16 protein-coding genes and 1 other RNA gene are annotated in these 22,153 nt (G+C 47.6%); 7 read left to right on the top strand and 10 right to left on the bottom strand.

From position 1 onward, the window contains the following. Positions 1-70: 70 nt before the first annotated feature. Together E5331_RS12120 and E5331_RS12115 are read right to left on the bottom strand one after the other, a co-directional pair. Complete coding sequence (locus tag E5331_RS12120; RefSeq protein ID WP_168355221.1) at positions 71-1,834, bottom strand: tetratricopeptide repeat protein; 1,764 nt, start codon at positions 1,832-1,834, stop codon at positions 71-73. A 129-nt stretch (positions 1,835-1,963) separates the two neighbouring features. Then, entirely contained in the window at positions 1,964-2,554 is a 591-nt protein-coding gene (locus E5331_RS12115) for a DJ-1 family glyoxalase III (RefSeq protein WP_123482306.1), read from the bottom strand. 140 nt (positions 2,555-2,694) lie between these two features. Here E5331_RS12115 and E5331_RS12110 point away from each other — a divergent pair, with 140 nt between their 5' ends. Next, positions 2,695-3,723, top strand: a complete 1,029-nt coding sequence (locus tag E5331_RS12110) for an FAD:protein FMN transferase (protein ID WP_123482307.1) — start codon at positions 2,695-2,697, stop codon at positions 3,721-3,723. On the opposite strand, the gene E5331_RS12105 is transcribed toward E5331_RS12110, so the two are convergent. The 5 genes from E5331_RS12105 to E5331_RS12085 form a co-directional block, all read right to left on the bottom strand. Continuing rightward, complete coding sequence (locus tag E5331_RS12105) at positions 3,680-6,007, bottom strand: patatin-like phospholipase family protein (protein WP_123482308.1); 2,328 nt, start codon at positions 6,005-6,007, stop codon at positions 3,680-3,682. The two genes, E5331_RS12110 and E5331_RS12105, sit on opposite strands and share 44 nt — an antisense overlap. A 353-nt stretch (positions 6,008-6,360) precedes the next feature. Next, the gene (gene serB, locus E5331_RS12100) at positions 6,361-7,605 is read right to left on the bottom strand and encodes a phosphoserine phosphatase SerB (RefSeq protein ID WP_123482309.1); all 1,245 of its coding nucleotides are present in this window, start codon (positions 7,603-7,605) and stop codon (positions 6,361-6,363) included. A 96-nt stretch (positions 7,606-7,701) separates the two neighbouring features. Next, a complete protein-coding gene (locus tag E5331_RS12095; RefSeq protein WP_123482310.1) occupies positions 7,702-9,651 on the bottom strand; it encodes a DUF349 domain-containing protein in 1,950 nt (649 codons plus the stop codon). Between the two features lie 103 nt (positions 9,652-9,754). Continuing rightward, entirely contained in the window at positions 9,755-10,621 is an 867-nt protein-coding gene (locus tag E5331_RS12090) for a peptidylprolyl isomerase (protein WP_123482311.1), read from the bottom strand. Positions 10,622-10,663: 42 nt separating this feature from the next. Further along, positions 10,664-11,059, bottom strand: coding sequence for a hypothetical protein (locus E5331_RS12085; RefSeq protein WP_123482312.1), 396 nt, complete (start codon positions 11,057-11,059; stop codon positions 10,664-10,666). 222 nt (positions 11,060-11,281) lie between these two features. On the opposite strand from E5331_RS12085, the gene E5331_RS12080 reads away from it, so the two are divergent. From E5331_RS12080 to E5331_RS12055, 6 genes are all read left to right on the top strand, one after another. Next, complete coding sequence (locus E5331_RS12080; RefSeq protein ID WP_123482313.1) at positions 11,282-11,968, top strand: cytidylate kinase-like family protein; 687 nt, start codon at positions 11,282-11,284, stop codon at positions 11,966-11,968. A gap of 38 nt (positions 11,969-12,006) precedes the next feature. Continuing rightward, an RNA gene (rnpB, locus tag E5331_RS12075) (RNase P RNA component class A) lies at positions 12,007-12,371 on the top strand. A 142-nt stretch (positions 12,372-12,513) separates the two neighbouring features. Continuing rightward, positions 12,514-13,941 (top strand): YihY/virulence factor BrkB family protein, encoded by a 1,428-nt coding sequence (locus E5331_RS12070; protein ID WP_123482314.1) that lies wholly within the window; start codon positions 12,514-12,516, stop codon positions 13,939-13,941. 291 nt (positions 13,942-14,232) lie between these two features. Further along, positions 14,233-16,206, top strand: a complete 1,974-nt coding sequence (locus tag E5331_RS12065; RefSeq protein ID WP_123482315.1) for a glycogen debranching enzyme N-terminal domain-containing protein — start codon at positions 14,233-14,235, stop codon at positions 16,204-16,206. After that, positions 16,203-17,468 carry a glycosyltransferase gene (locus E5331_RS12060; protein ID WP_135984976.1) on the top strand — a complete coding sequence of 422 codons (1,266 nt, stop codon included), beginning with the start codon at positions 16,203-16,205 and terminating at the stop codon, positions 17,466-17,468. Before E5331_RS12065 ends, E5331_RS12060 begins: the two co-directional genes overlap by 4 nt. Positions 17,469-17,513: 45 nt before the next feature. Further along, positions 17,514-18,968 carry a glycoside hydrolase family 57 protein gene (locus E5331_RS12055; RefSeq protein ID WP_123482317.1) on the top strand — a complete coding sequence of 485 codons (1,455 nt, stop codon included), beginning with the start codon at positions 17,514-17,516 and terminating at the stop codon, positions 18,966-18,968. 146 nt (positions 18,969-19,114) lie between these two features. Here E5331_RS12055 and E5331_RS12050 read toward each other — a convergent pair whose 3' ends face one another. The 3 genes from E5331_RS12050 to E5331_RS12040 all read right to left on the bottom strand — a co-directional run bounded on the left by E5331_RS12050 (position 19,115) and on the right by E5331_RS12040 (position 22,153). Then, a complete protein-coding gene (locus E5331_RS12050) occupies positions 19,115-19,816 on the bottom strand; it encodes a Crp/Fnr family transcriptional regulator (RefSeq protein ID WP_123482318.1) in 702 nt (233 codons plus the stop codon). Positions 19,817-20,030: 214 nt separating this feature from the next. Further along, positions 20,031-20,978, bottom strand: a complete 948-nt coding sequence (locus E5331_RS12045; protein ID WP_168355220.1) for an AMP-binding protein — start codon at positions 20,976-20,978, stop codon at positions 20,031-20,033. A gap of 116 nt (positions 20,979-21,094) precedes the next feature. Then, positions 21,095-22,153: an o-succinylbenzoate synthase gene (locus E5331_RS12040; protein WP_123482320.1), complete on the bottom strand. Its 1,059-nt coding sequence runs from the start codon at positions 22,151-22,153 to the stop codon at positions 21,095-21,097.

Genomic DNA, 22,153 nt, shown 5'->3' with positions numbered 1-22,153 from the left:
AATAAATTACGGAAAAATTACGGTTTTAAAACCGTAATTTTTCCGTAATTTATTAGTCGTCCAAACTTATTCATAATAAACGAATTACTTTGTCTATAATTTTTACGCTCATCTTTTCATCAAATATCTTACAACATATTGAATCTCGTCGAGAACCTATGGCTGCAATTGATCTTCCACACAATTTTGCCATGTCAGATGGACGAACGCCACATTTTATCAAAAGACATGTTCGGAACTCCGGTTGTGTTATTTGTCCAAATGTAAGAAGATTCAGTCTTTCCTTAAATTGTGGAGAACTATCAAGCACCGCATTTTCCAATTCTATCCATAAATCATCATCATTTATTGATAAATCAGCCTTGATATATTCAAGAATTTTCGCATAAGCCGCTGACTGAAGTATTATCGGAGAAATGATTTTAACCTTATCCCCCTTAGATGCCAACGACAACAATTCTTTCCTAAGCCTATTACGCAAATCTATCTCAATATTTTTGGGATTAACCGGAGAATCTTGATGATTGTCAATACAATCCCCATTGTCTTGTGGAGCATCCTCATCCAATTCTGAATAAGTCTTTTGATTTTCAGCATTACCTTTATCTTCACTCTCAACTATATTGCTCAGCATATTGACTTTATCAAGAGCTGATTTCAATATAATTATACGATCAAGAAGTTTATTCCTTTTATATAATACAATTGCAACCATAAACATCCCGACAATCAATATGCCAAAAATAAGGATTATCAGATTTTCATTCAAATTCTCCGCTTTTTTTCTTTCCCTCTCATGAATAATATAATTATATTCTGCCTGCTGCATCAATGCCAGATCCTTATTGTTGGCATTAAACTCAGATTCCAATAAATTCCTATAGGCTGAAACGTGTCCAATCAAAGTATCCACGTCTACCTTATTGTAGAACTCGGAAGAAAGTATAATCTTATAAGCCTTCCTTTTATTGAGATTATCTTTACTATTTACAATTTCAAGAGCATACATATATGCTGTATCCAGAATCCCTGCCGAATAATAAATCTGTGCTGCATAATTCATGGCAGCCTGTCTGGATATCTTGCTAACACGATCCGGAATGCCTCGGATTATTTTAAGAGCAGAATCATTCTTTCCTTTATAATATTTCACGGCAGCAAGATACATCAAACTTTTCGCCTTAAAAGAATCACGAAGGTTAACACTTCTATCAAGTGCTTCTAAAAAATGTTGCTCCGCCTTGTCCAATTGTGAATCTCTCAAACATATCGCACCCAACAACTGAAGATCGTAAATTTCATTTAATGTATCCTTCTTCTCTCTGCTGATATCAATGACTCGTTCAATACATGGTATTGCCTGGTCATACAGACGCAGTTTATCCAACAACCGACCAGTCTGACTCAACACCCGACAATACAATTCCATATCCGAGTTATCTTCTGTCAACTCATCCAATGCTTTATTAAAATATCTTAGAGCCGTAGGATAATCTCCAATATCAGCATATACCCGTCCGCCATAATACAACGCCTCCGGATAATACCCATCGTCTTTATGAGATTTTGCATAATCCATCACTTTCCTAATAAGACTATCAGAAGTATGGACTACATATCGTTTATCATTGAGTTTTATTGTCAGCAGATCATAATAATTACAGTCTGATTTTGAAAGAGAATCCCTATTAATCGTCGCAAACAATACCGTAGCTTTATCCAAAGAATCTCTTGAAAGCTCATCCACACGCGATAAGCGAGCATCCCTTTCTCCCGAACAGGCAGAGAATACACTCAATAAAATCATAAAGAGCAATAATCTGACATATATCATATTAAGCATATATATTGAAGTAGTACCATTTATTTAAATTACAAATTATATATAACCGACCCACGGATTGTCGTGAATCTGTGGGTCGGTTTTGGTGTCTATTCGGTGAGATTGACGAGGGAGTCGGAATCAGCCGAAGAAGTTGCCGAGCTCGGCATTTGATTTCGGATAGAGGAGCATGTCGTTGGCTATCTGTGTCGCCACTCTCGTGCCTTTTGTCTCTTTTACTATTGTGAGTGCCCATTGCAATGCGCTCGACGGACCGTTGGCAAGCACATATTTGCCGTCAACCGTGACGCGTGCCGCCTGCACGTCAGCTCCTTCAAGCATCTTCTCAAATCCGGGATAGCACGTAGCCTTAACCCCTTTCAGGAGTCCGAGCTGACCGAGCACTACTGCCGGAGCTGCACATATAGCCGCAATTCTCCCCTCCGGCGAGGATGCCTGACGCTGAAGAAGACCACGCAACGGTGCGAACTCGTAGAGATTTGTGGCTCCCGGCATACCTCCGGGAAGAATCAGCCATTCGGGTGCTGAAAAATGAGTGTTGTCAAAGAGCACATCTGCTGTCACTGTGATGCCGTGTGCGCCTGCCACACGCAGCGATGATGTGATGGAAACTGTCTTTACAGGGATATTCGCTCTGCGGAGCACGTCTACAACTGTAAGGGCTTCAATCTCCTCAAAACCTGCCGCAAGAAATAAAAATGATTCGTTCATATCGGTTATTTTTTTAGGTGTGATATCAAGAAGAATTAGGTTATGTAATTTTTGTCAAATTTACGCCTCAAAATTAAACATAATTATTCATTTTTACTAATTTTGCGTTATATTTTTTCAATTAATATCTCATTTATTTCATGATACGATATTTTTCAGCCTTATCTGTGGTGGTTGCGGCTTTCGCAACCGCAATTTTATCCATATCCTGCAACCGCCCGAAAGCATTTTTACGGGAGGAGGGGATGATATGGAACACGGTGTACCATATCACATACGAAAGCGAAAAGGATCTAAGTGATTCCATAATATCCACTCTCGATATGGTAGGGAAAAGTCTGAACGTATTCGACAAAGCATCGCTGCTGAGCCGAGTGAATGAGTCTGACAGCATTGAGGTAGATGATCTGTTCCGCAGAGTCTACGAGGCATCTCTCTGCATCAACGAGGCAAGCGACGGCATGTTTGACCCCACCCTCTCCCCGCTTATCACAGCCTGGGGGTTCGGACCGGGACATAAACTATCTGCCGACACGACTGCTATCGACAGTATCCTATTATTCACCGGTATCCGCAAGACACACCTCAACGGCAACATGATTGTTAAAGACGACCGCCGCACCCAGTTTAATTTCTCAGCCATAGCCAAGGGATTCGGATGCGACATGGTTGCCGAGATGATGCGGCGCAACGGTGTGGAGAATTATCTGGTGGAGATAGGCGGTGAACTGACCGTCAGTGGGCATGGTCCGAGTGGTGATGAATGGAAGATATCTATCGACCGTCCGATACAGACCGACACCACGGAGATACATGACTCAAACGCCATTATTCAGATTACCGACTGCGGCGTCGCCACGTCAGGCAATTACCGTAATTACAAGAAGACCGACAAGGGGATAATCGGACACACGATCTCACCCTTGACGGGGCGTCCTGTATCAACAGACGTAATCAGCGCGACTGTAGTGGCTCCCTCTTGCATGGAAGCCGACGGTGCAGCCACTGCCTGCATGGCTGCCGGATCAGAGATAGCAAAAAGGATGCTTGATACACTCAAATATGAGGGTATGCTCATATTGTCAGATTCCTCCACGTGGATGACTGATGGATTCAGGCTTATGGTCATCGAAGAAGCTTCGGTGCCTGGAAATAAAGTCCGAAATTGATACCGAAATTCCAGTTCCCTCGCGGTGAACTTAAATAGTTGGCATATAGCGATAGGCTCGCAAACGGGAAGTTGTAAACCAATGCAACCTCCCCTATAAACTGCGGATGACGCATCCAGCCGTCATAGACAGCATTCCCAGCCGCATCCGCAGCTACATCTCTTATCGGGCAATAGGCGAAGAAGTCGCCACGGAGCTGCGCACGGCTATATGGAGTCCATACGGGCGACAACCCTATGGCTCCGTAATTGTCGGATCGGAACGCGACGTTGAAGTAATTGCGGGTGGCTGGCGTCGGCGCAAATGCCGGGGCATGAACGAGGGTGGCGGTATAATTCTGATACAGTTTCTGCAATGTCACTATACCGTTGACCATTGCTCCAAGTTTGAACTTCGGATGAAGTGAGAAATAATGTTTCCACATCAATTCTGCGGAACCACGCAGATGTGAAGTCCACCAGTCGGATTCATCAGAATCACCTTGCATGAACTTGTTCTGCTCGTGGCTGAGTAATATATTGAGCCGCCATTCCTTTCCAGATGAAGGATACATCTGATCGTTGAGCGTGTTCAACTCTACACCAGTCTTAAATGCAGCTATCCGATAATGGCTCTTATCCTTATCCCCGTCGGCAAAGTCGCCTGAATTATACGGGAAATAGTCATTGCTCTCCCAACCCCACGTAAGGTTGGCGAACCCCTTGGCTTTCCTTCCCAATGCCCAGCAATAGTCAAGACGGAAGAAGCCTTGAAGATCAGTGATGAATGACGGGGTGGAATTCTGATAGAAGAGCAATTCAGAATCGTAATATTTCTGCCTACTGACCACGGCACTCAACTCCATATATGAGGGTAATGCCGATCTCATCGCGAAACGAGAACGCAGTTTGGCGGCATAGTATGACTGCCCGATCCATCCGCTGAGGTCGATATCCATACTGTTGAAGCTCAATGTGTGATACCCTAAATTGATGTAGAGCATATTGTTGGTGGATGACGTGATCCAGCCTCCCACTCCGAGACTCCACGGATTCTTCACTGTTGCCTCAAGTAGAAGCGTGTTGTGTCCGTCCTTACCGAGTTCCGCCTGTGGGAGAAGGTCAGACAGCTTACCGTCGGTCACAGCACGATAGTAGGCATTCTGCACCTGATCCATTGAAATCTTATCATTGGGTTTCCCTTCGTCGAAGAGATACTTCAGATAACGCGCCTGACCGGGTGTTGCACCTGTCACGGACACAGAATCAAACATCACATCCGGAGTGGCGGCGGCAAAACGTTGCCTGCGTGCCGTGACGTCGCCAAGCGGCTCGCGTGCGGAAAGACGACTCTTTATTGAATCCACCATTGACAGACCCGTCTTGTAGCCTATCGAATAAATCTCCTCTGCAGCCCCGAAATCAAGCACCCCGAAATCAAGCACAGGCACCTGTATCTTCACTCCTTCCGCTGCCGGAAGGCTATAATTGTTATTCTGGATAATCATATCCTCCAGCTGACTATATATATCCCCCTTCTTAGGTTTTGTATCGGCTGATGAGACCGACACTCCGATTATGAAATCCGGCTTGAAATCCTCCCTCATCACATCTACCGGGAAATTATCGTAGATTCCGCCGTCATACACCAGCACCCCATCCATCTCTATCGGCCTGAATACAAGAGGGAAGCTCATTGAAGCACGCACGGCATCCCCCAATGATCCCGAACGGCACACTATCTTGCGCTTATGATAGACATCACTCGTAACACAACGGAACGGCACAAACAGATCATTGAAATTCTCCCCACATTGCTCTGAATATGGTGCGTAAAGACGCATAAACTCGATGTTCATCGGCAATGGGCTTATAAGCGACGTCGGTATGATCTGACCGACCATATCGGTGGTATCCTTGAAATTCACATTCAACGACAACCATTGCGGCGTAGGGGCAGGCGTATTGAAGTAGTACACCTCATCCTTGCTTATGGTGCCGGTGCTCCAGTTGCTGAAATCCTTTGACGTGAACATTTTAAGCATCCTTTCCGGCGACCATCCGCAACTGTAAAGGCTACCCACTATCGCACCCATCGACGTGCCCGCCACATAGTCTATCGGAATATCATTATCTTCAAGTGCCTTGATTATGCCAACATGGGCTATGCCTTTCGCTCCTCCCCCACTGAGCACCAAACCTACTTTCTCCCTCTCTCCGGCATGGGCGAATGTCGTCGGCAATGCCATGACTACCGACAACAGGACAGTCCTGACGACTATTTTAGATAATTTATGAAGCAACATGATTGTGTAATATGGTTTATAGTTTATAGTTTATAGTTTATAGTTTATGGTTTATAGTTTATAATTGAAAATTGAGAATTTAGAGTTTGGAATTGGGAATTGAAGTTTAATAGTCAAACATTAACCATAAATTCTCCATTTTCCATTTTCCATTTTAAATTCTAAATTTTATTATCATAATTTATAATCTTATAATGCCTTCACTCCATAAATTGTTTGCCAGAATCATGGGTAATCATGGCTCAGGAGCCGTGTCAACAAAAAATCAGACGGATTGAGCTGTCCGTTCTTATAGAATCGGAGCCTCAATCCGTCTGAATTATATATTTACCGTGGTCCTTACACCGGATGGTTTATATCTGATGATTTATATAGGAATCCTTGAATCCGAGGAAATAGAGAACCCCGTCTATACCTATAGTGGATATACTCTGTCCTGCCTCCGCCTTCACCTTAGGTTTCGCATGGAAGGCTATGCCCAAACCTGCCTCAGAAAGCATCGGGAGATCGTTCGCTCCGTCGCCCACGGCAATAGTCTGCGCAATGTCGATGTTCTCCACCTGTGCCAACAGACGCAACAATTCCTTCTTCCTTCTGCCATCGACGATATCTCCGAGATGCCTGCCTGTCAGTTTCCCGTCGGGACCCACCTCCAGATCATTGGCATATACATAATCAAAATTATACTTCTGCTTCAGATAGTTGCCGAAATATGTGAAGCCACCCGACAGGATAGCAGTCTTATAGCCCGAACGCTTAAGCACCTCCATCATGCGATCCACACCCTCCGTGATAGGAAGATTCTCTGCGATCTCCTTCATCACGCTGACATCAAGACCTTTCAGAAGGGCGACACGACGCTTGAAGCTCTCCTCAAAATCGATCTCTCCCCTCATGGCGGATTCTGTTATCGCCCTCACCTCCTCGCCGACTCCTGCTCTGTCAGCAAGTTCATCTATCACCTCCGTGCGTATCAGCGTGGAATCCATATCAAAGCAGATCAGACGTCGGCAACGGCGGTAAAGGTTATCCTCCTGGAGAGATATGTCGTAGTTGAGTTTGCTCGACAGCTCCATCAGTTCCTTCTGCATGGAAAGCAGATCAGTAGGCGTGCCTCTCACCGAAAATTCTATACACGCCTTGGTGGCAGGCTGCTCCTTCTCGTCAAGGGGGATACGACCTGTCAGACGAGATATTGAATCTATGTTAAGCCCCTGATCTGTTATGACGCGGGTGGTCTCCGAAATCTGACGCGCTGTGATCTTGCGTCCGAGAATCGTGATGATATAACGGTTCTTACCCTGCATCCCTACCCAGCGGTCATATTCCTCTTCTGAAATGATATTGAACGACACCTGCACTTTCAGATCATTTGTCTTGAAAAGCAATTCCTTAAGAATCTCACCGCTATTCCGGCTATTGGTCTTGAAAAGTATTCCGAGAGAGAGGGTATGATGGATGTCGGCCTGACCCATATCAAGGATATCGGCATCATAGCGTGCAAGGATTTCAGTCAGTGCCGTAGTGACGCCGCATCGGTCGGCACCGGTCACATTGATAAGTATCAGTTCGCGTTCGTCCGCTTTTTCATTCTCCATATATTTGCTCTTATAAAATTAGGACGACACCGCATGGCGTGATGTCGTCCCAATAATCCGATTATAAGTCACATATTACGCATTCTTCTGCAATCTTCATTCAGCCTCGGAAGATTTCTCCTTCTTGTCAAGAAGAGCTATCTTCTCCTTGATCTGGCTTATATCCTCCTTGATCTTCTGAATCTTGCGCTCCATATCCTTCAGGAGGGAATTACCTGCCGAAGATTTGATGTTGAAGAATCCGAGGTTGTTCTCTATTGTCTTCAGCTCTGCCTGACGTGCCTCCATAGCTCTGACAAGACGGTCGCGCTCCTTACCGAGCTTATTGCCGTCGCCCTCCATCTTCTTGACCTCGCCTTCAAAGCGACGCATGCGCTGACGGGATTCGCGCAGGTCAAACGCACCGTAAAGACGGTCGAGTTGCTCACGATATTCGGCATTGATGGCATCCTTCTGCTTGAAGGGCACGTGTCCGATTTTCTGCCATTCAGCCTGAAGCTCACGGATAGTTCCGATCACGTCCTTGCGCTCAGCCTCCTCGGAGATGGCACTCAGTTTCTCAATCACGGCTTTCTTAGCCTTCAGGTTCTCGGTCTCCTCATCACGTCTGCCGTTGAGAAGCTTCTTACGTGCATCATGGAAAGCATCCACCGCAGCACAGAAGCGTTTCCACACCTCGTCGCCCTGCTTGCGGCGCACGACGCCGACAGTACGCCATTCCTTCTGGAGAGCCACCATCTCATCGTAGGCGGCACGATCCTCGTAGCGGTCTTTAAGAGCCTCCGCCTTCTCGCAAAGAGCCTCCTTCTTGGCGAGGTTATCCCTGAACTCCTCCTTGGTCTTCTTGAAATATTCAGCCTTCGCTGTGAAGAAATCATCACAAGCCTTTCTGAATCTGTTGAAGAGAAGAGTGTTCATCTTCTTGGAAGCGTAGCCTACACCCTTCCACTCTGCCTGCATCTCGATTATCTCCTTAGTCACCTTATCCCAGTCGGCGAAGCTCTTGAGGGAAGCCATATCCACAGCCTCAGCCTTTTCGCAAAGAGCTGTCTTGGCATCCTCATTTGCCTGCTCGGAAGCCTTGCGAGCCTGGAAGAAGTCCTGATGACGCTTGTTGATGATAGTGGACAGCTCCTTAAACTGGCTCCAAATCTCCTCCCTTATCTCACATGCAACCGGACCAATCTCGCGCCACTGCTCATGTAGAGTCTGAAGGCGCTTGAAGGCATCGATCGGATCCGGCTCCTCGGTCAGTTCCCTGGCTTTCTCTATGAGGGCGTTTTTCAGTTCAAGATTCTTCTTGAAATCAAGGTCGCGCAGCTCCTTATTCATCTTCAGACGATCATAGAACAGCTCTACCACGCTCTGATATGCTTTCCAGATATCGTTGTCAGCACCAGCAGGCACCTCACCGACAGCCTTGAAATCCTGCTGCAGCTGCTGGAACTTGGGGAAATGCACGTTGATATTGTCGATATCTTCGGCAAGAGTCTTAAGCTCCTCTATGATTCTGTTTTTCTCCTCAAGATTTTTACGACGTGCCTCCTCTTTCTCCTCAAGAAATGCATTCCTCTTCTCACGGAAATCGGCAAGGAGCGTCTTAAACACAGCCTCATTCTCATCGGGAGTGGCAGAGAATGTCTCCGGAGAATTTCCGGCAGACACAAAAGCATCAAGCTCTTCGGCAAGCTGCTTGTTGTGGAGAATATAGAAGGCCTGCTTCAATGCCGCCACATCCTTGTGTGCCTCCATGTCGCCGGCAGCGACAATCTCTTTGAGGGCATCCACCATCTCCTCTTTTGTCATGGAGTGGTAGTTGCGCACGGGCTCTTCCTTCTCACCCTCCGCCTGGTCGGCGACGGCTGCGATGTCGAGAGAGGGAGATGTTTCTTCGGCGCAAACGTTGTCACGTTCTGCGCATTCGCATGCTTCTGACGCTGCTTCGGCAATTGCCTCAGCGTCTACACGATTCAGGTCGTCTCCCGATGGAGACAGCTTATCAAGCTCATTCATAGCTGACAGGTAGATTTTGTTCGGGTCAGGCATCCTCCGCTTCGTGCAGAATGCTCCCGACCGTCTTGGTTGCTTATTTATGCGTCAAAATTAACAAATATATCTCAATCGGCAAATTTTAACGCACCTTAATTTATTAATTATTCTTTTTTAAAACTTTGGCGGATATTATCCTTATATCCTCCTTCGGGCGATCAGACGGGTCAGTCTCCACTTTTTGTATCTTCTCGACCACGTCCATCCCTTTGACCACTTGCCCGAAAACGGTATAGCCGCCGTCAAGGTGCGGGGTGCCACCCACTCTGGAATAGTCAGCCTTCATCTCTGCCGGCAATTCCTCATGAGCCACGTTATCCTCCGTCTCCTTTATAAGCTGCTGGCGCAGTGCCTCCAGCTTCTCGTTGTCGCCGGCATTCTGAAGAGCCATGATGCTGTCGCGATGCTGGAGAGCAAGTTTCTGGAAATAGTCCTGCATCTCTTTGCCACGCTTACGCTCCATCATCATTTCAAACTGCCGCTCACTCATCTTGGTGCCGGTCACGATATAGAACTGAGAGCCTGACGAACGCTTCTCCGGATTCATGGCGTCGCCGGTGCGGGCCGCAGCCAAGGCTCCATACTTGTGGTAATGCTTAGGATATACTATCTCCGCCTCCACCGTATAGCCAAGGTCGCCCGACCCGAGACGAGCACCGGGCTTTGCATCCTTTGATTCCGGATCACCCGTCTGCACCATAAACTCATCAATTACACGATGAAACAGCACGCCGTCATAGACACCCTCGCCTACAAGCTTCAGGAAATTGTCGCGGTGCAACGGAGTGTCGTTATACAGTTCGACTGTTATATCGCCCATTGTGGTCTTAAGCTCCACGAGCGCGTCATTGCGGTCTGCCAACACGCTGTCGGGCACTTCTTCATTAGTATTATTCATTCTTGTCTGCGAACATGCGGTGGCCACACAGAAAATTAATGCTGCCACCACGGTGAATATCTTTTTCATTCAGTTTCTTATAAGGTTGCATGATTGCCGGCAATGACGGCATCAGATGTTATGTCGCAACGTCTCGCTTGCCTGATTAGGATATATCCTCTTGTATATCCTACGGAAATTGTCGTCTTCAGCGATAAGTTCGGTTGCACGCGCCTTATAATCGGCGCCCCATATCGCCTCAAGCAACGACCCTATGTAGCGACGTTCCCGATCTTTTACTATAGCTGCCTCTATAAGCGGAGAGATCCACGGAGAGAACGATTCCTTGTCGACGGCATTGAGGAATCGCGCCGTGCTCGACAGAAACTGACCGGTATGATCCACCTTCTTTAAAATCTCTATAAGACCGGGCATATCGTCGGCAACAGTATCCACATTGTTGACAATATACTCATACGTCGACATTCCATCCGGATCGTTCTCCAGGTTCTTTAATATTGGATTCATGATTTCTTTTTTTTCACGTTTTGCCACTGCCCGGAGAAGTCGGCAAATGACATTGAAAACATAATTTGATTAGTTTTGGAAACGCAAAAGTAAATAATTTTACTCAATTAGCTAAATTAAACCCAAGATTTTTTTCCATCTTAATCCGATTTATTAATTTTGCAGAAGAAAAACAGGGTTGTTCCCATCTTTTATGGAGACAATATATGACAAAATCCGTGTATGCAGACAGAAAAAAACATAGAGAACCATAGCCGACATCCACTCCCGGCAGGCACCATCATCGTGATCGGACGGCAATTCGGGAGCGGCGGACGACGCATAGGCAGGCTCGTGGCGGAGAAGACCGGTTTCCGGTACTACGACAAGGAGCTTCTCGCAAAGGCGGCGGAAAGTCTCGGGTTCAGCCAAAAACTGTTTGACAAGCACGACGAGAGGAAGCCATCTACGCTCCATACCCTTCTTCAGGGAATATATGGAATCGCCGACAACTTCCATGATACATCTATCTGTGGGGAAAGCCTCTATCAGGCACAGAGCCGAGTGATAAAGGGGATATGCAAGGATGAGGGATGCGTGATCGTGGGGCGAACCGCCGACTATATCATGCGGCACCATCCGGGGTTGGTGAGCGTATTTCTACATGCCCCTATAGAGTTGCGTGCCGCCGACATAGTGAAAAGAGGCGACGCCGCCGACAAGGCATCGGCTATGGAGCTGGCAAAGCGTAGAGATCGCGAACGTGAAAGCTACTACAATTTCTACACCGGACGCGAATGGGGAAAGGCATCCAACTATCATCTGACCATCGATGCCTCAGGCATCCAGGAGGATATGGCAGCCGACCTGATAATCGGCTTCGCAAGGATAAGGCTCATGCCCTCATTCCGGAAGGAATTAACGACATGATAGCCAGCAAACGGAATCTTGTATTAACGACATATTAGGCAGAAATGAGGTCTGTCGCTTGGAGGAGAGCCTCCAAGAGGAAAGTCCGGGCAACATCGGGCACCATGTTTCCTAACGGGAAGCCGACGGCGACGTCGGGGATAAGTGACAGAAAACGACCGCCTCTCAGGAGGTAAGGGTGAAAAGGCGGGGTAAGAGCCCACCGGCTCCTGTGGCGACACAGGAGGCCGCACATCCCATGGGTTGCAAGGCCAAATACACCGGCAGTCAAGGGCTGCCCGTCCATTGCCGGGGGGTAGGCTGCTTGAGCCCGCGGGCAACCGCGTGGAGTAGATAAATGACAGGCACCGTCTTCTCTTTATGACAGACGGCACATAACCCGGCTTATATCATTTCTGCCGCCATTTCCGGAGAATGCCAATAGGTGTTCTCCGGTTTTTTTGAACAATTGTCATCTTTTCTGCATTTTTATAAGTGAAATAAGTTTAAATGACTTCATTGAGATAAGTTTAAATGACTCCGATAACCGAAATAAAAAATTCCACATGGCAGACAAAAAGGATTCACTGATAACAAGGATAATCAACAAGACATCCGAGATAATAAACTATTGCTGGAAAGGCGTATGGCAAGAGACTCGCGACACTACTGGAATACGCCTGCTAAAAGTGGCGAATCTCTCTGTGAGATCATTTCTCGACAGAGATCTTCAGACTAAATCAATGTCGCTGACGTATTCCACCGTGTTGGCAATCGTGCCGGCTCTCGCTCTAATATTCGCGATAGGCAGGGGATTCGGATTCCAGAATCTTCTTGAGGAGCAACTGTTCAAGAGCTTCCCAGCCCAGAAGCAAGGCATAACGTTTGCCCTGAATTTTGTAGATTCCTATCTTAAAGAGGCATCTCAAGGAATATTCGTGGGAATCGGCATCATATTCTTATTGTGGACCCTCATCTCCCTCCTATCTTATATAGAGGACGCGTTCAATCAGGTGTGGGACGTCAAGCATCCCCGATCCCTATATCAGAAAGTAACCGACTATATCGCGATATGCCTCATGGTGCCGGTGCTGATGATTTGCTCATCGGGTGTATCCATATTCATGTCGGCAACCATACAGGACAACACCCATCTGGCGTTTCTGACCCCATTCGTCAACATCGCGCTTGAAGCCGCCCCTTTCTTCCTCGCTGCGATAGCCTTCACCCTATCGTTTTTCCTGATACCCAACACCAAGGTGCAGTTCAAATATGCAGCCATCGCAGGCGCAATATGTGCCGTAGGATTCCAAATCCTACAGATGCTTTTCGTCAACGGTCAGTTGTACGTGGCTAAGTACAATGCAATATATGGTTCTTTCTCGTTCCTCCCGTTGCTGCTTATCTGGCTACAGCTGTCATGGCTTATACTCCTCGCGGGTTGCGTGCTCACATACTCGCTACAGAACGTATTCGCATTTAATTTTATCGACGATATGTCAGGGATGTCGATCAACTATTCAAGGAAAGTCTCGATCATTCTGACAGCTGCAATCGTGGGACGGTTCCGCAAAGGGAAAACGCCCCTGACCCCACAGCAACTCAGCTTCTACTATGACATTCCGCTCAGGATAGTAAGCCGCATCTGCGAACGCCTCAATAAGGCGGGACTCACGAATTATATAGTACTCCCCAATGACAAGACAGGAATCGCACCAGCCACGGAGACCGGCAAGCTTTCGGTAGGAGAATTGCTGTCGCGGCTTGACCACGTAGGAGGACACGACTTCATCCACCGATTCGCAATCGTATATTCCGGGATACTCCTGAAAATCGACAAGTGGCTCAACGAAGCATATTCTTCACTCAATAATATACTGATAGCTGACATTGACCTGCCGGAAGACTCCAACAAAGAACAAGCGATCGTCGATTCCAACAAAAAGTTTATCAATTTAGACGGCAACCCCACCACCTCCTCCGGCAATATTTAATTCTTCAAAAATAGGGCTACACTACAATTTTATCCGTATGTGTAGCTTTTTTTTTACACATTTGCCATGATTATATCTGTTATTTAGCATAATTCGGGATTTTTATCAACAAATTATTTGATTTTCTTGGAAAAATGTTGCATCTTTGCCGTCAGAATTTTCCATGTATGGGTTTTATGACGCATATCCGTATTTCTACTACAAACCTGTCTCCTCAAAGATGACAACCACAGACGCTCTCCTTACATAACCATAGACTCAAAAATACCTTAAATACAGATATAAATTCCTATGAGCTATCTGAAATTTGACAAGAACCTGATGATCAACCTGGAGCAGAGCCTTCCGAAAGAGATGCTCCGCACCAACAAATCGGGTGCTTACCATTGCACTACAATTGTGGGATGCAACACCCGCAAGCAGCATGGACTACTTGTTATTCCGATACCGGAGATGGACGACAAGGCTCACGTGCTGCTTTCATCGCTCGATGAAACCGTAATCCAGCATGGCGCACCTTTCAATCTCGGACTGCATCAATATGGCGAAGGCGTGTTCAGCCCTAACGGACACAAGTATATCCGCCAGTTTGACTGCGAATCTGTCCCGACAGTGACCTACCGTGTGGGGGGAGTTATTCTTACCAAGGAGAAAGTTTTCATCTCTCATGAGAACAGAATCCTTATAAAGTACACTCTCGTGGAGGCTCACTCCCCTACAAAACTGCAGTTCCGTCCATTCCTTGCATTCCGAAACGCCAACGACCTGTGCGTACAGAACGGAGCAATCAATACGGCAACAAATCCGGTGAAGAACGGAATATCTACATGCCTATATGCAGGCTACCCGAATCTCTTCATGCAATTCTCCAAGCAGCCCGAATGGGTCGCCGACGGGCATTGGTATAACGGCGTGGAGTATTACAAGGACCGTGACCGTGGAATCCCCTACAAGGAAGACCTGTGGGTGCCGGGATATTTCGAGCTCCCCATCAGCAAGGGGGAATCAATCATATTCTCCGCGTCCACTTTTGAGGCAGACCCCGACACGTTTATCGAGACATACGAGAATGAGCTGACGAGCAGGACATGCCGCACAAGTTTCTACAACTGTCTGAAAAATTCCGCAAAGCAGTTCTATCTGAAAAACAAGAGCGGGATGTATATCATGGCAGGGTATCCTTGGTATAACGTGCGTGCCCGCGACGAGCTCATGGCTCTCCCCGGATGTACGCTGGCTATTGACCATAAAGAGGATTTCGAACTGATTATGGAGACTTTCCTTAATGCCCTTTCTCATCTGCTGAACGACGGCATAAAGGATAGGACTATCGGCGAAATTGACCTGCCGGATATCCCCCTATGGACAATATGGGCGATACAGCAATACCGGCGCGCCACTTCCTCACGCGAATGTCGTGAGAAATATGGCGAGAACGTGCGCTACATTGTTGAGGCTATACGCAACGGAAAGGTTAACAACCTGCAACTCGACCAGAACGGGCTGTTGACATCCAACGGCATCGATTCGCCGGTGACATGGCTGTCGGCTTCAATCAACGGGCGCCCGATTATTCCTCGCACAGGATATATCCTTGAATTTAACGCCCTATGGTATAACGCGCTCCGCTTCCTCATCTCCTTATACGACGGCGACGCTGCATCTGTAGACTACGTTGACGAGATCAACGGTCTTGCAGAGAAAGTGAAGGAATCTTTCGTAGCCACTTTCCTCAACGACTACGGCTATCTCTACGATTACGTCAACGGCACTTACACCGACCTTGAGGTGCGCCCCAACATGGCGATTGCCATCGGTATGGAATATTCCCCGCTTGACCGCCGCCAGCGTAAGAAAGTGCTCGACCTCATCACTCGCGAGCTGCTGACGCCAAAGGGTCTGCGCTCGCTTAGCCCGAAGAGCTATGCCTACCGTCCGGTCTACGTGGGCGACCCGATACAGCGTGAGTATGCCGTGCATCAGGGTCCGGCACGCCCATGGCTGTTCGGATTCTACGCCGATGCTTATTTCAAGGTGTTTGGTGTGAGCGGCGTCGGATTTATCGAAAGAATGCTCATCGGATATGAGGATGAGATGACGGAAGGATGCATCGGTTCGCTTTCCGAGCTGTATGACGGCAATCCTCCCTATACCGGACGCGGTGCAGTCAGCACGGCAAAAAATGTCGGCGAGATTCTCCGTACACTTAAAAACGTAAAAGAATTAAATAAACTACAAACCTTAGAAACCGAAGAATCGAAATGAAGGCTTTAATGTTCGGATGGGAATTCCCTCCGCATATCCTCGGCGGTCTCGGCACAGCAAGCTACGGTCTGACTAAAGGCATGCACAACAATGGCGATATGGACATCACTTTCGTGATTCCGAAGCCTTGGGGTGATGAGGAACGCGGCTTTGCCAACATCATTGGAGCGGGCAACACTCCGGTCGCATGGCGCGACGTGTCTTGGGATTATGTCAATACCAGAATCGGGAAGGTAATGGACCCGCAGACTTATTTCAATCTGCGAGACCATATTTACGCCGACTTCAACTATATGCGTCTCAACGACCTGGGATGCATCGAGTTTTCCGGAAAATATCCATCCAATCTGGTCGAGGAGATCAACAATTATTCTATAGTGGCAGGTGTCATTGCAAGAACCGTGCCGTGCGACGTGATACATTCCCACGACTGGCTGACTTATCCTGCAGGGATACATGCCAAGAACGTCACCGGCAAGCCACTCGTAATCCATGTGCACGCTTCCGAATTCGACCGCTCGAGAGGGAAGCCAAACCCGACGGTGTTCGCAATCGAGAAGGATGGCATGAATAATGCCGACCATATCATCACGGTGTCAAACCTGACCCGCAACACCGTCATCGAGAAATATGGCATTGACCCGGCGAAGGTCACTACCGTGCATAATGCCGTGATCCCCTTGAGCGATGAGCTGCTCAACCTGAAACGCACCACTTCGAAGGATAAGGTGATCACTTTCCTCGGGCGTATCACGATGCAGAAAGGTCCGGAATATTTCGTGGAGGCTGCCGCCAAGGTGCTCAACAAGAACCGTAACGTGCGCTTTGTCATGGCAGGCGGCGGCGACATGGAGGAAGCTATGATCCGTCTTGCTGCCAAACACGGAATCGCCGACAGATTCCACTTCACAGGATTCCTTCGCGGGAAAGAGGTATACCAGATGTTCCGCGACTCCGACGTCTATGTGATGCCCTCCGTGTCGGAACCATTCGGAATATCCCCGCTTGAAGCCATGGAGATGGGCGTGCCATCTATCATTTCAAAGCAGAGCGGTTGTGCTGAAATCCTTGACAACGTGATAAAGACCGACTATTGGGACGTAGATGCTATGGCAGACGCAATGCACTCTATCATCACCAACAAGGCTCTATACAACACCCTGCGAGACCGTGGCATCGAGGAGATACACAACATCACTTGGGAAAAGGCAGGAAAGAAGGTGATCGATATTTACAAGAAGGTGATCGACGCCCGAAAATAATTTATCCACTCTCCGATAACATCAGAATATAAAAAAATCAAGATAATGAAATCAGTTTGTTTCTATTTTAAGATTCATCAGCCTTTCAGACTGAAACGCTACAGATTCTTCGACATAGGCAACGACCACTACTATTATGATGATTTCGCTAATGATGAGATTATCACGCGTCTTGCCGAATCAAGCTATATACCCATGGCGGAGACTCTCCTCCAGATGATCAACGACAGTAACCGCTCTTTCAAATGCTCCCTCTCCATATCCGGCACCGCCATCGAGCAGTTCCAGCTATACGTGCCGGAATTTATCGACCTGTTGAAGAAACTCGCCGACACGGGATGCGTGGAATTCCTCAGCGGGACATATTCCCATAGCCTCGCTTCGCTTGAGGATCCGGAGGAGTTCATGCGTGAGGTGAAAGAGCATGACAACCTTATCCAGCGTCTGTTCGGAGTGAAGCCTTCCGTATTCGCCAACACTGAGCTTATCTACGACGACGACATCGCTTGCCTTATCGGGGCAATGGGATTCAAGACAACCCTCACTGAAGGAGCAAAGCATATTCTCGGTTGGAAGTCGCCTGACTATATCTACTCCGCCGCTACCGCACCCGACGTGAAACTCCTTCTCACCAACGATAAGCTCGCTGAAGACATTTCCAGGAATTTCAACAACACTGCCTGGGATGAGTATCCTCTGACTGCCGACAAATATGTTGACTGGATCGCTTCTCTCCCGAATGAGGAGCAGGTGGTCAACCTGTATCTGAGCATGGATACTTTCGGCTCATTCCTGCCGAGAGAGACAGGCATCTTCGATTTCATGAAGGCTCTCCCTCGCTTCGGAAAGGAGAAAGGCGTGATGTTTACCACTCCTTCCGACGTGGTTGCAAAACTGAAACCGGTAGGCGAGATTTCCGTGCCGTTCCCCATCTCTGATATTGACGAGGCTCGCGACGTATCGGCATGGAAAGGTAATGAGCTTCAGAATGAGGCTCTCGGCAAACTATATGCCGTGGCAGAACGCGTCAATCTTTGCCAGGACCGCCGTCTGAAACAGGATTGGGAATATCTCCAGAGCAGCGACCATTTCTACTATATGAGCACGAAGAATATGGCTGACGGCGCAAGCCACGCCGCTTTCAGCCCGTATGATTCTCCGTTTGCTGCGTTCACCAATTATATGAACGTGCTTGCCGACTTCCTCGTGCGTGTCGAAGAGCAGTATCCTGAGTCAATCGACAATGAGGAGCTTAACTCTCTACTTCTGACGATCCGCAACCAGTCGCAGGAAATCAACCAGCTCAACAAGGAAGTTGCCACCCTACGTAATAATATCCTCAACTCCGACGACTCCAACAACGCTCCCAAAGAGGAACTTCTTGAGATCGCAGAGAAGGACGACGTGGAGGCTCCCGCCGAAGAGACCAAGAAAAGAGGTCGTAAGCCGGCAAAAGAGGAGAAGGCAGCCCCGGCAAAACGTGGCAGAAAGAAGAAATAAATCCGAATTAGGATTCCATTGACAACAAATTCCGGATTCAATATCGTCAACTTCAATATTGAATCCGGAATTTGTATTTTGTCGGATATTGGGTATGTGTATTGTGTATGGGTATTGTGTATTGTCGGATATATCAGCCGGATATGTCAGCCGAATTTTGAGATCTTGCGGAGTTGCGACTCGTTGAGAAGCTTGATGCGTCGCCCGTCGACGAGTATCAGTTTCTCATTCATAAACGCCGTGAGCGTGCGGATGGCATTGGAGGTAGTCATGTTCGACAGATTTGCCAGATCCTCACGACTCATGTAGATCTTCAAGGTGGCATCATCATCCTCAAGACCGTAATTATCGGCAAGCATCAGAAGAGCCTCAGCAAGACGTCCACGGATATGCTTCTGAGTGAGATTCACAATCTTCGTGTCTGAACCACCAAGATTCCTTGACAACTCATGAATAAAGAACATGGCAAGGTCATTGTTCTTACGTATCATCGACTCAACTATATGCATGGGGATACAGCCGAGGACTGAAGCCTCAAAAGCAGCACAGGAGGAGACATAATTTTCTCTGGCAAAATATGCCCTGTAGCCGAAATACTGCACAGGCCGGTATAGACGCAGAATCTGGACACGATCGCCAATCCCGCTTTTATACATCTTAACCTTTCCTTTCAGAAGGCACCATAGGTTTTCCGGCTCTTCGTGCTCCGCATATATGATCTGTCCTTTCTTATAATGAAGAATGGTGAAATTATCCGTGACTATTCGCTTCTCCTCCGGTGAGAGGATATTCCATAATTCGGATAAATCTTCACTTATAATCTGCACAAGAGTACTCTTCTTTAGCATTACGGTTCGAAAAATGATTATGGTATAGGTGTGCTGACGGCCTGAACAAGCTCTCTATCGATCTCGCTGGTTATAAGGTGAATAGCGACACTCTAACTATTTTATATGTTTCAGAACACAAATTTATAACATTTTTTTGTAACATAAAAAGTTTTTTTATACTTTTTCGCCGAAATAATTTATTTATACGGAATTTATTAAATTTTCCTATCCCCTAACGTTTCAATTTTCCGTTTGGTGTGCGTGGTAATGACTCGACAATACGTATCTCCTTTGGCATCTGCCATGGCGGCAACACCTCCCTCATCTTCGACAGCATGACGCCTTCATCATAATCCTCTATGTCATCGCTCCTCTCCATGAGCAGTACAACACGGTTGCCCCATTTCTCATCCGGAACCGAAGTGACCATAAACTCACTATCTATCAACGACGACAATCTCCTCTCAACCTCCACCGGATTCAACTTCTTGCCGCCCGTTATGATCACGTGGTCGTAACGCCCCTCTATCCTGAAGCTGTAAGGCGACTGCAATGTGGCGAGATCATTCGTCACAAAACGTTCACCACCGGCATATTCTATCACAAGGCATCCTCGTTCATCAAGGGATACTGAGATTCCATCAAGGGTAGAAAACCATTCATTACCTGCGACAATGTGCCGCAGGGCTATGTGAGATGCGGTTTCGGTCATGCCGTAGGTCTCGTAGGCATTGAGTCCAGAACGTTCAATTCTCCCTCTCAATGCTGCATTGATAGGCGAACCTCCGATAATATACGCCCTGACTTTCGGCATTTCATCTGCATGGTCAAGGATATGAAGCATCTGCGAGGGCACTATCGCCACAAGATCAAGCTCGTCGTGCGGACTGAATGCGCCAAGAGGACGGTTGGATGGAATTTCCCAAGTCAGACGGCAGCCTGCCAACACCGCACGCACCCCCATCATCTTACCTCCGATAAAATCCGGTGCCACACACGAATGGATATGACTCTCGGCAGATATGGAGAAATAGCGGATAGTGCGCCGCGCACTATCTGCCACAAAAGACTTGGAGAGCCGAATGCACTTCGGCTCCCCGGTCGACCCGGAAGTATGCGCCTCAATATAATCGGCATCATTCTTCCATTCTTTAATAAAGTCTTCAAATGAATACATCATGCACATTAAGATTTAACATCATGCACATTTTTCTTCATGATACATCATGTTACATCATGATAACACATGATACATCATGATAAATCATATCACGACGAAATCCAACTCTCCGATAGCTACAAATGCCATTTAAGATCCGCGAATTGCGCGTAATCAAAGCCCGCTGCCGGATCAAACGACAATCGTTCGGATTCAAGACGTATCGGAGTGACAAAATTATCCGAGAACACGCCACCCGTACCCAGTCCCTGCGGACCCTTAGCACCTATAAATGCCGTCCACTGAGCTATGGCATTAAGACCCACATTTGATTCCAATGCCGACGTCACCCACCAACCTATACCGCGTTTCTGAGCAAGGTCAATCCAGTCTTCCGCACCGCTGAAACCTCCACAGAGTGCCGGCTTCAATATTATATATGCCGGACGTATCGAATCGAGTATCGCCATACGTTCGCCGGAAGTGCCCTTTCCTATCAGTTCCTCATCAAGAGCGATGGGCACCGGCGAGATTGTGCAAAGGAATGCCATCAGCTGAATATTGCCCGGAGGTATCGGCTGCTCGATGGAATGCACTCCAAGGTCAGCGAGACGTTTAAGACGGGGGATCGCGTTATCCATTGAGAAACCACCGTTGGCATCCACCCTTATGGTAAGTTCAGACGGGCTGAAACGCCGGCGGATATACTCTATCATCTCCACCTCTCGTGCCCAGTCGATGGCTCCAATTTTCAATTTTATGCAGCGGAACCCTGCCCTCACCTTCTCATCTATCCTCTCGATCATCTTGTCGAAATCCCCCATCCATACAAGACCGTTTATCACGATCTCACTCTTCCCCTCTGTGAAGGTGGATGGGTAATATATGCCTCGGCATCCGTTGGAGTAGTCAAGAAGTGCCTGCTCAAGTCCAAACTGTATGGAGGAATGGCGCGACAGATCGGTATGCTTGCCTATGGCTACGTTGGCAAGGAGTTCCGTGAGTTTCCACACGTAATTTCCGTTTGCCTCCGGCGACAGACCGGGGAAAACGGCAGCCTCCCCTATTCCGAAATGTTCGGGATCCTGCTCATCGAATATCTTAACGAGAAACGTAGGTTTCTCAGTCATGACGCCGCGCGACGTGCCTCCCGGCTCCTTAAAATGCAGCAGATATGGTGCGAATGCAAATCGCAT

It is taken from the genome of Lepagella muris (assembly GCF_004793975.1).
Lineage (GTDB): Bacteria > Bacteroidota > Bacteroidia > Bacteroidales > Muribaculaceae > Lepagella > Lepagella muris.
This window is presented reverse-complemented; position numbering and strand designations above follow the sequence as displayed.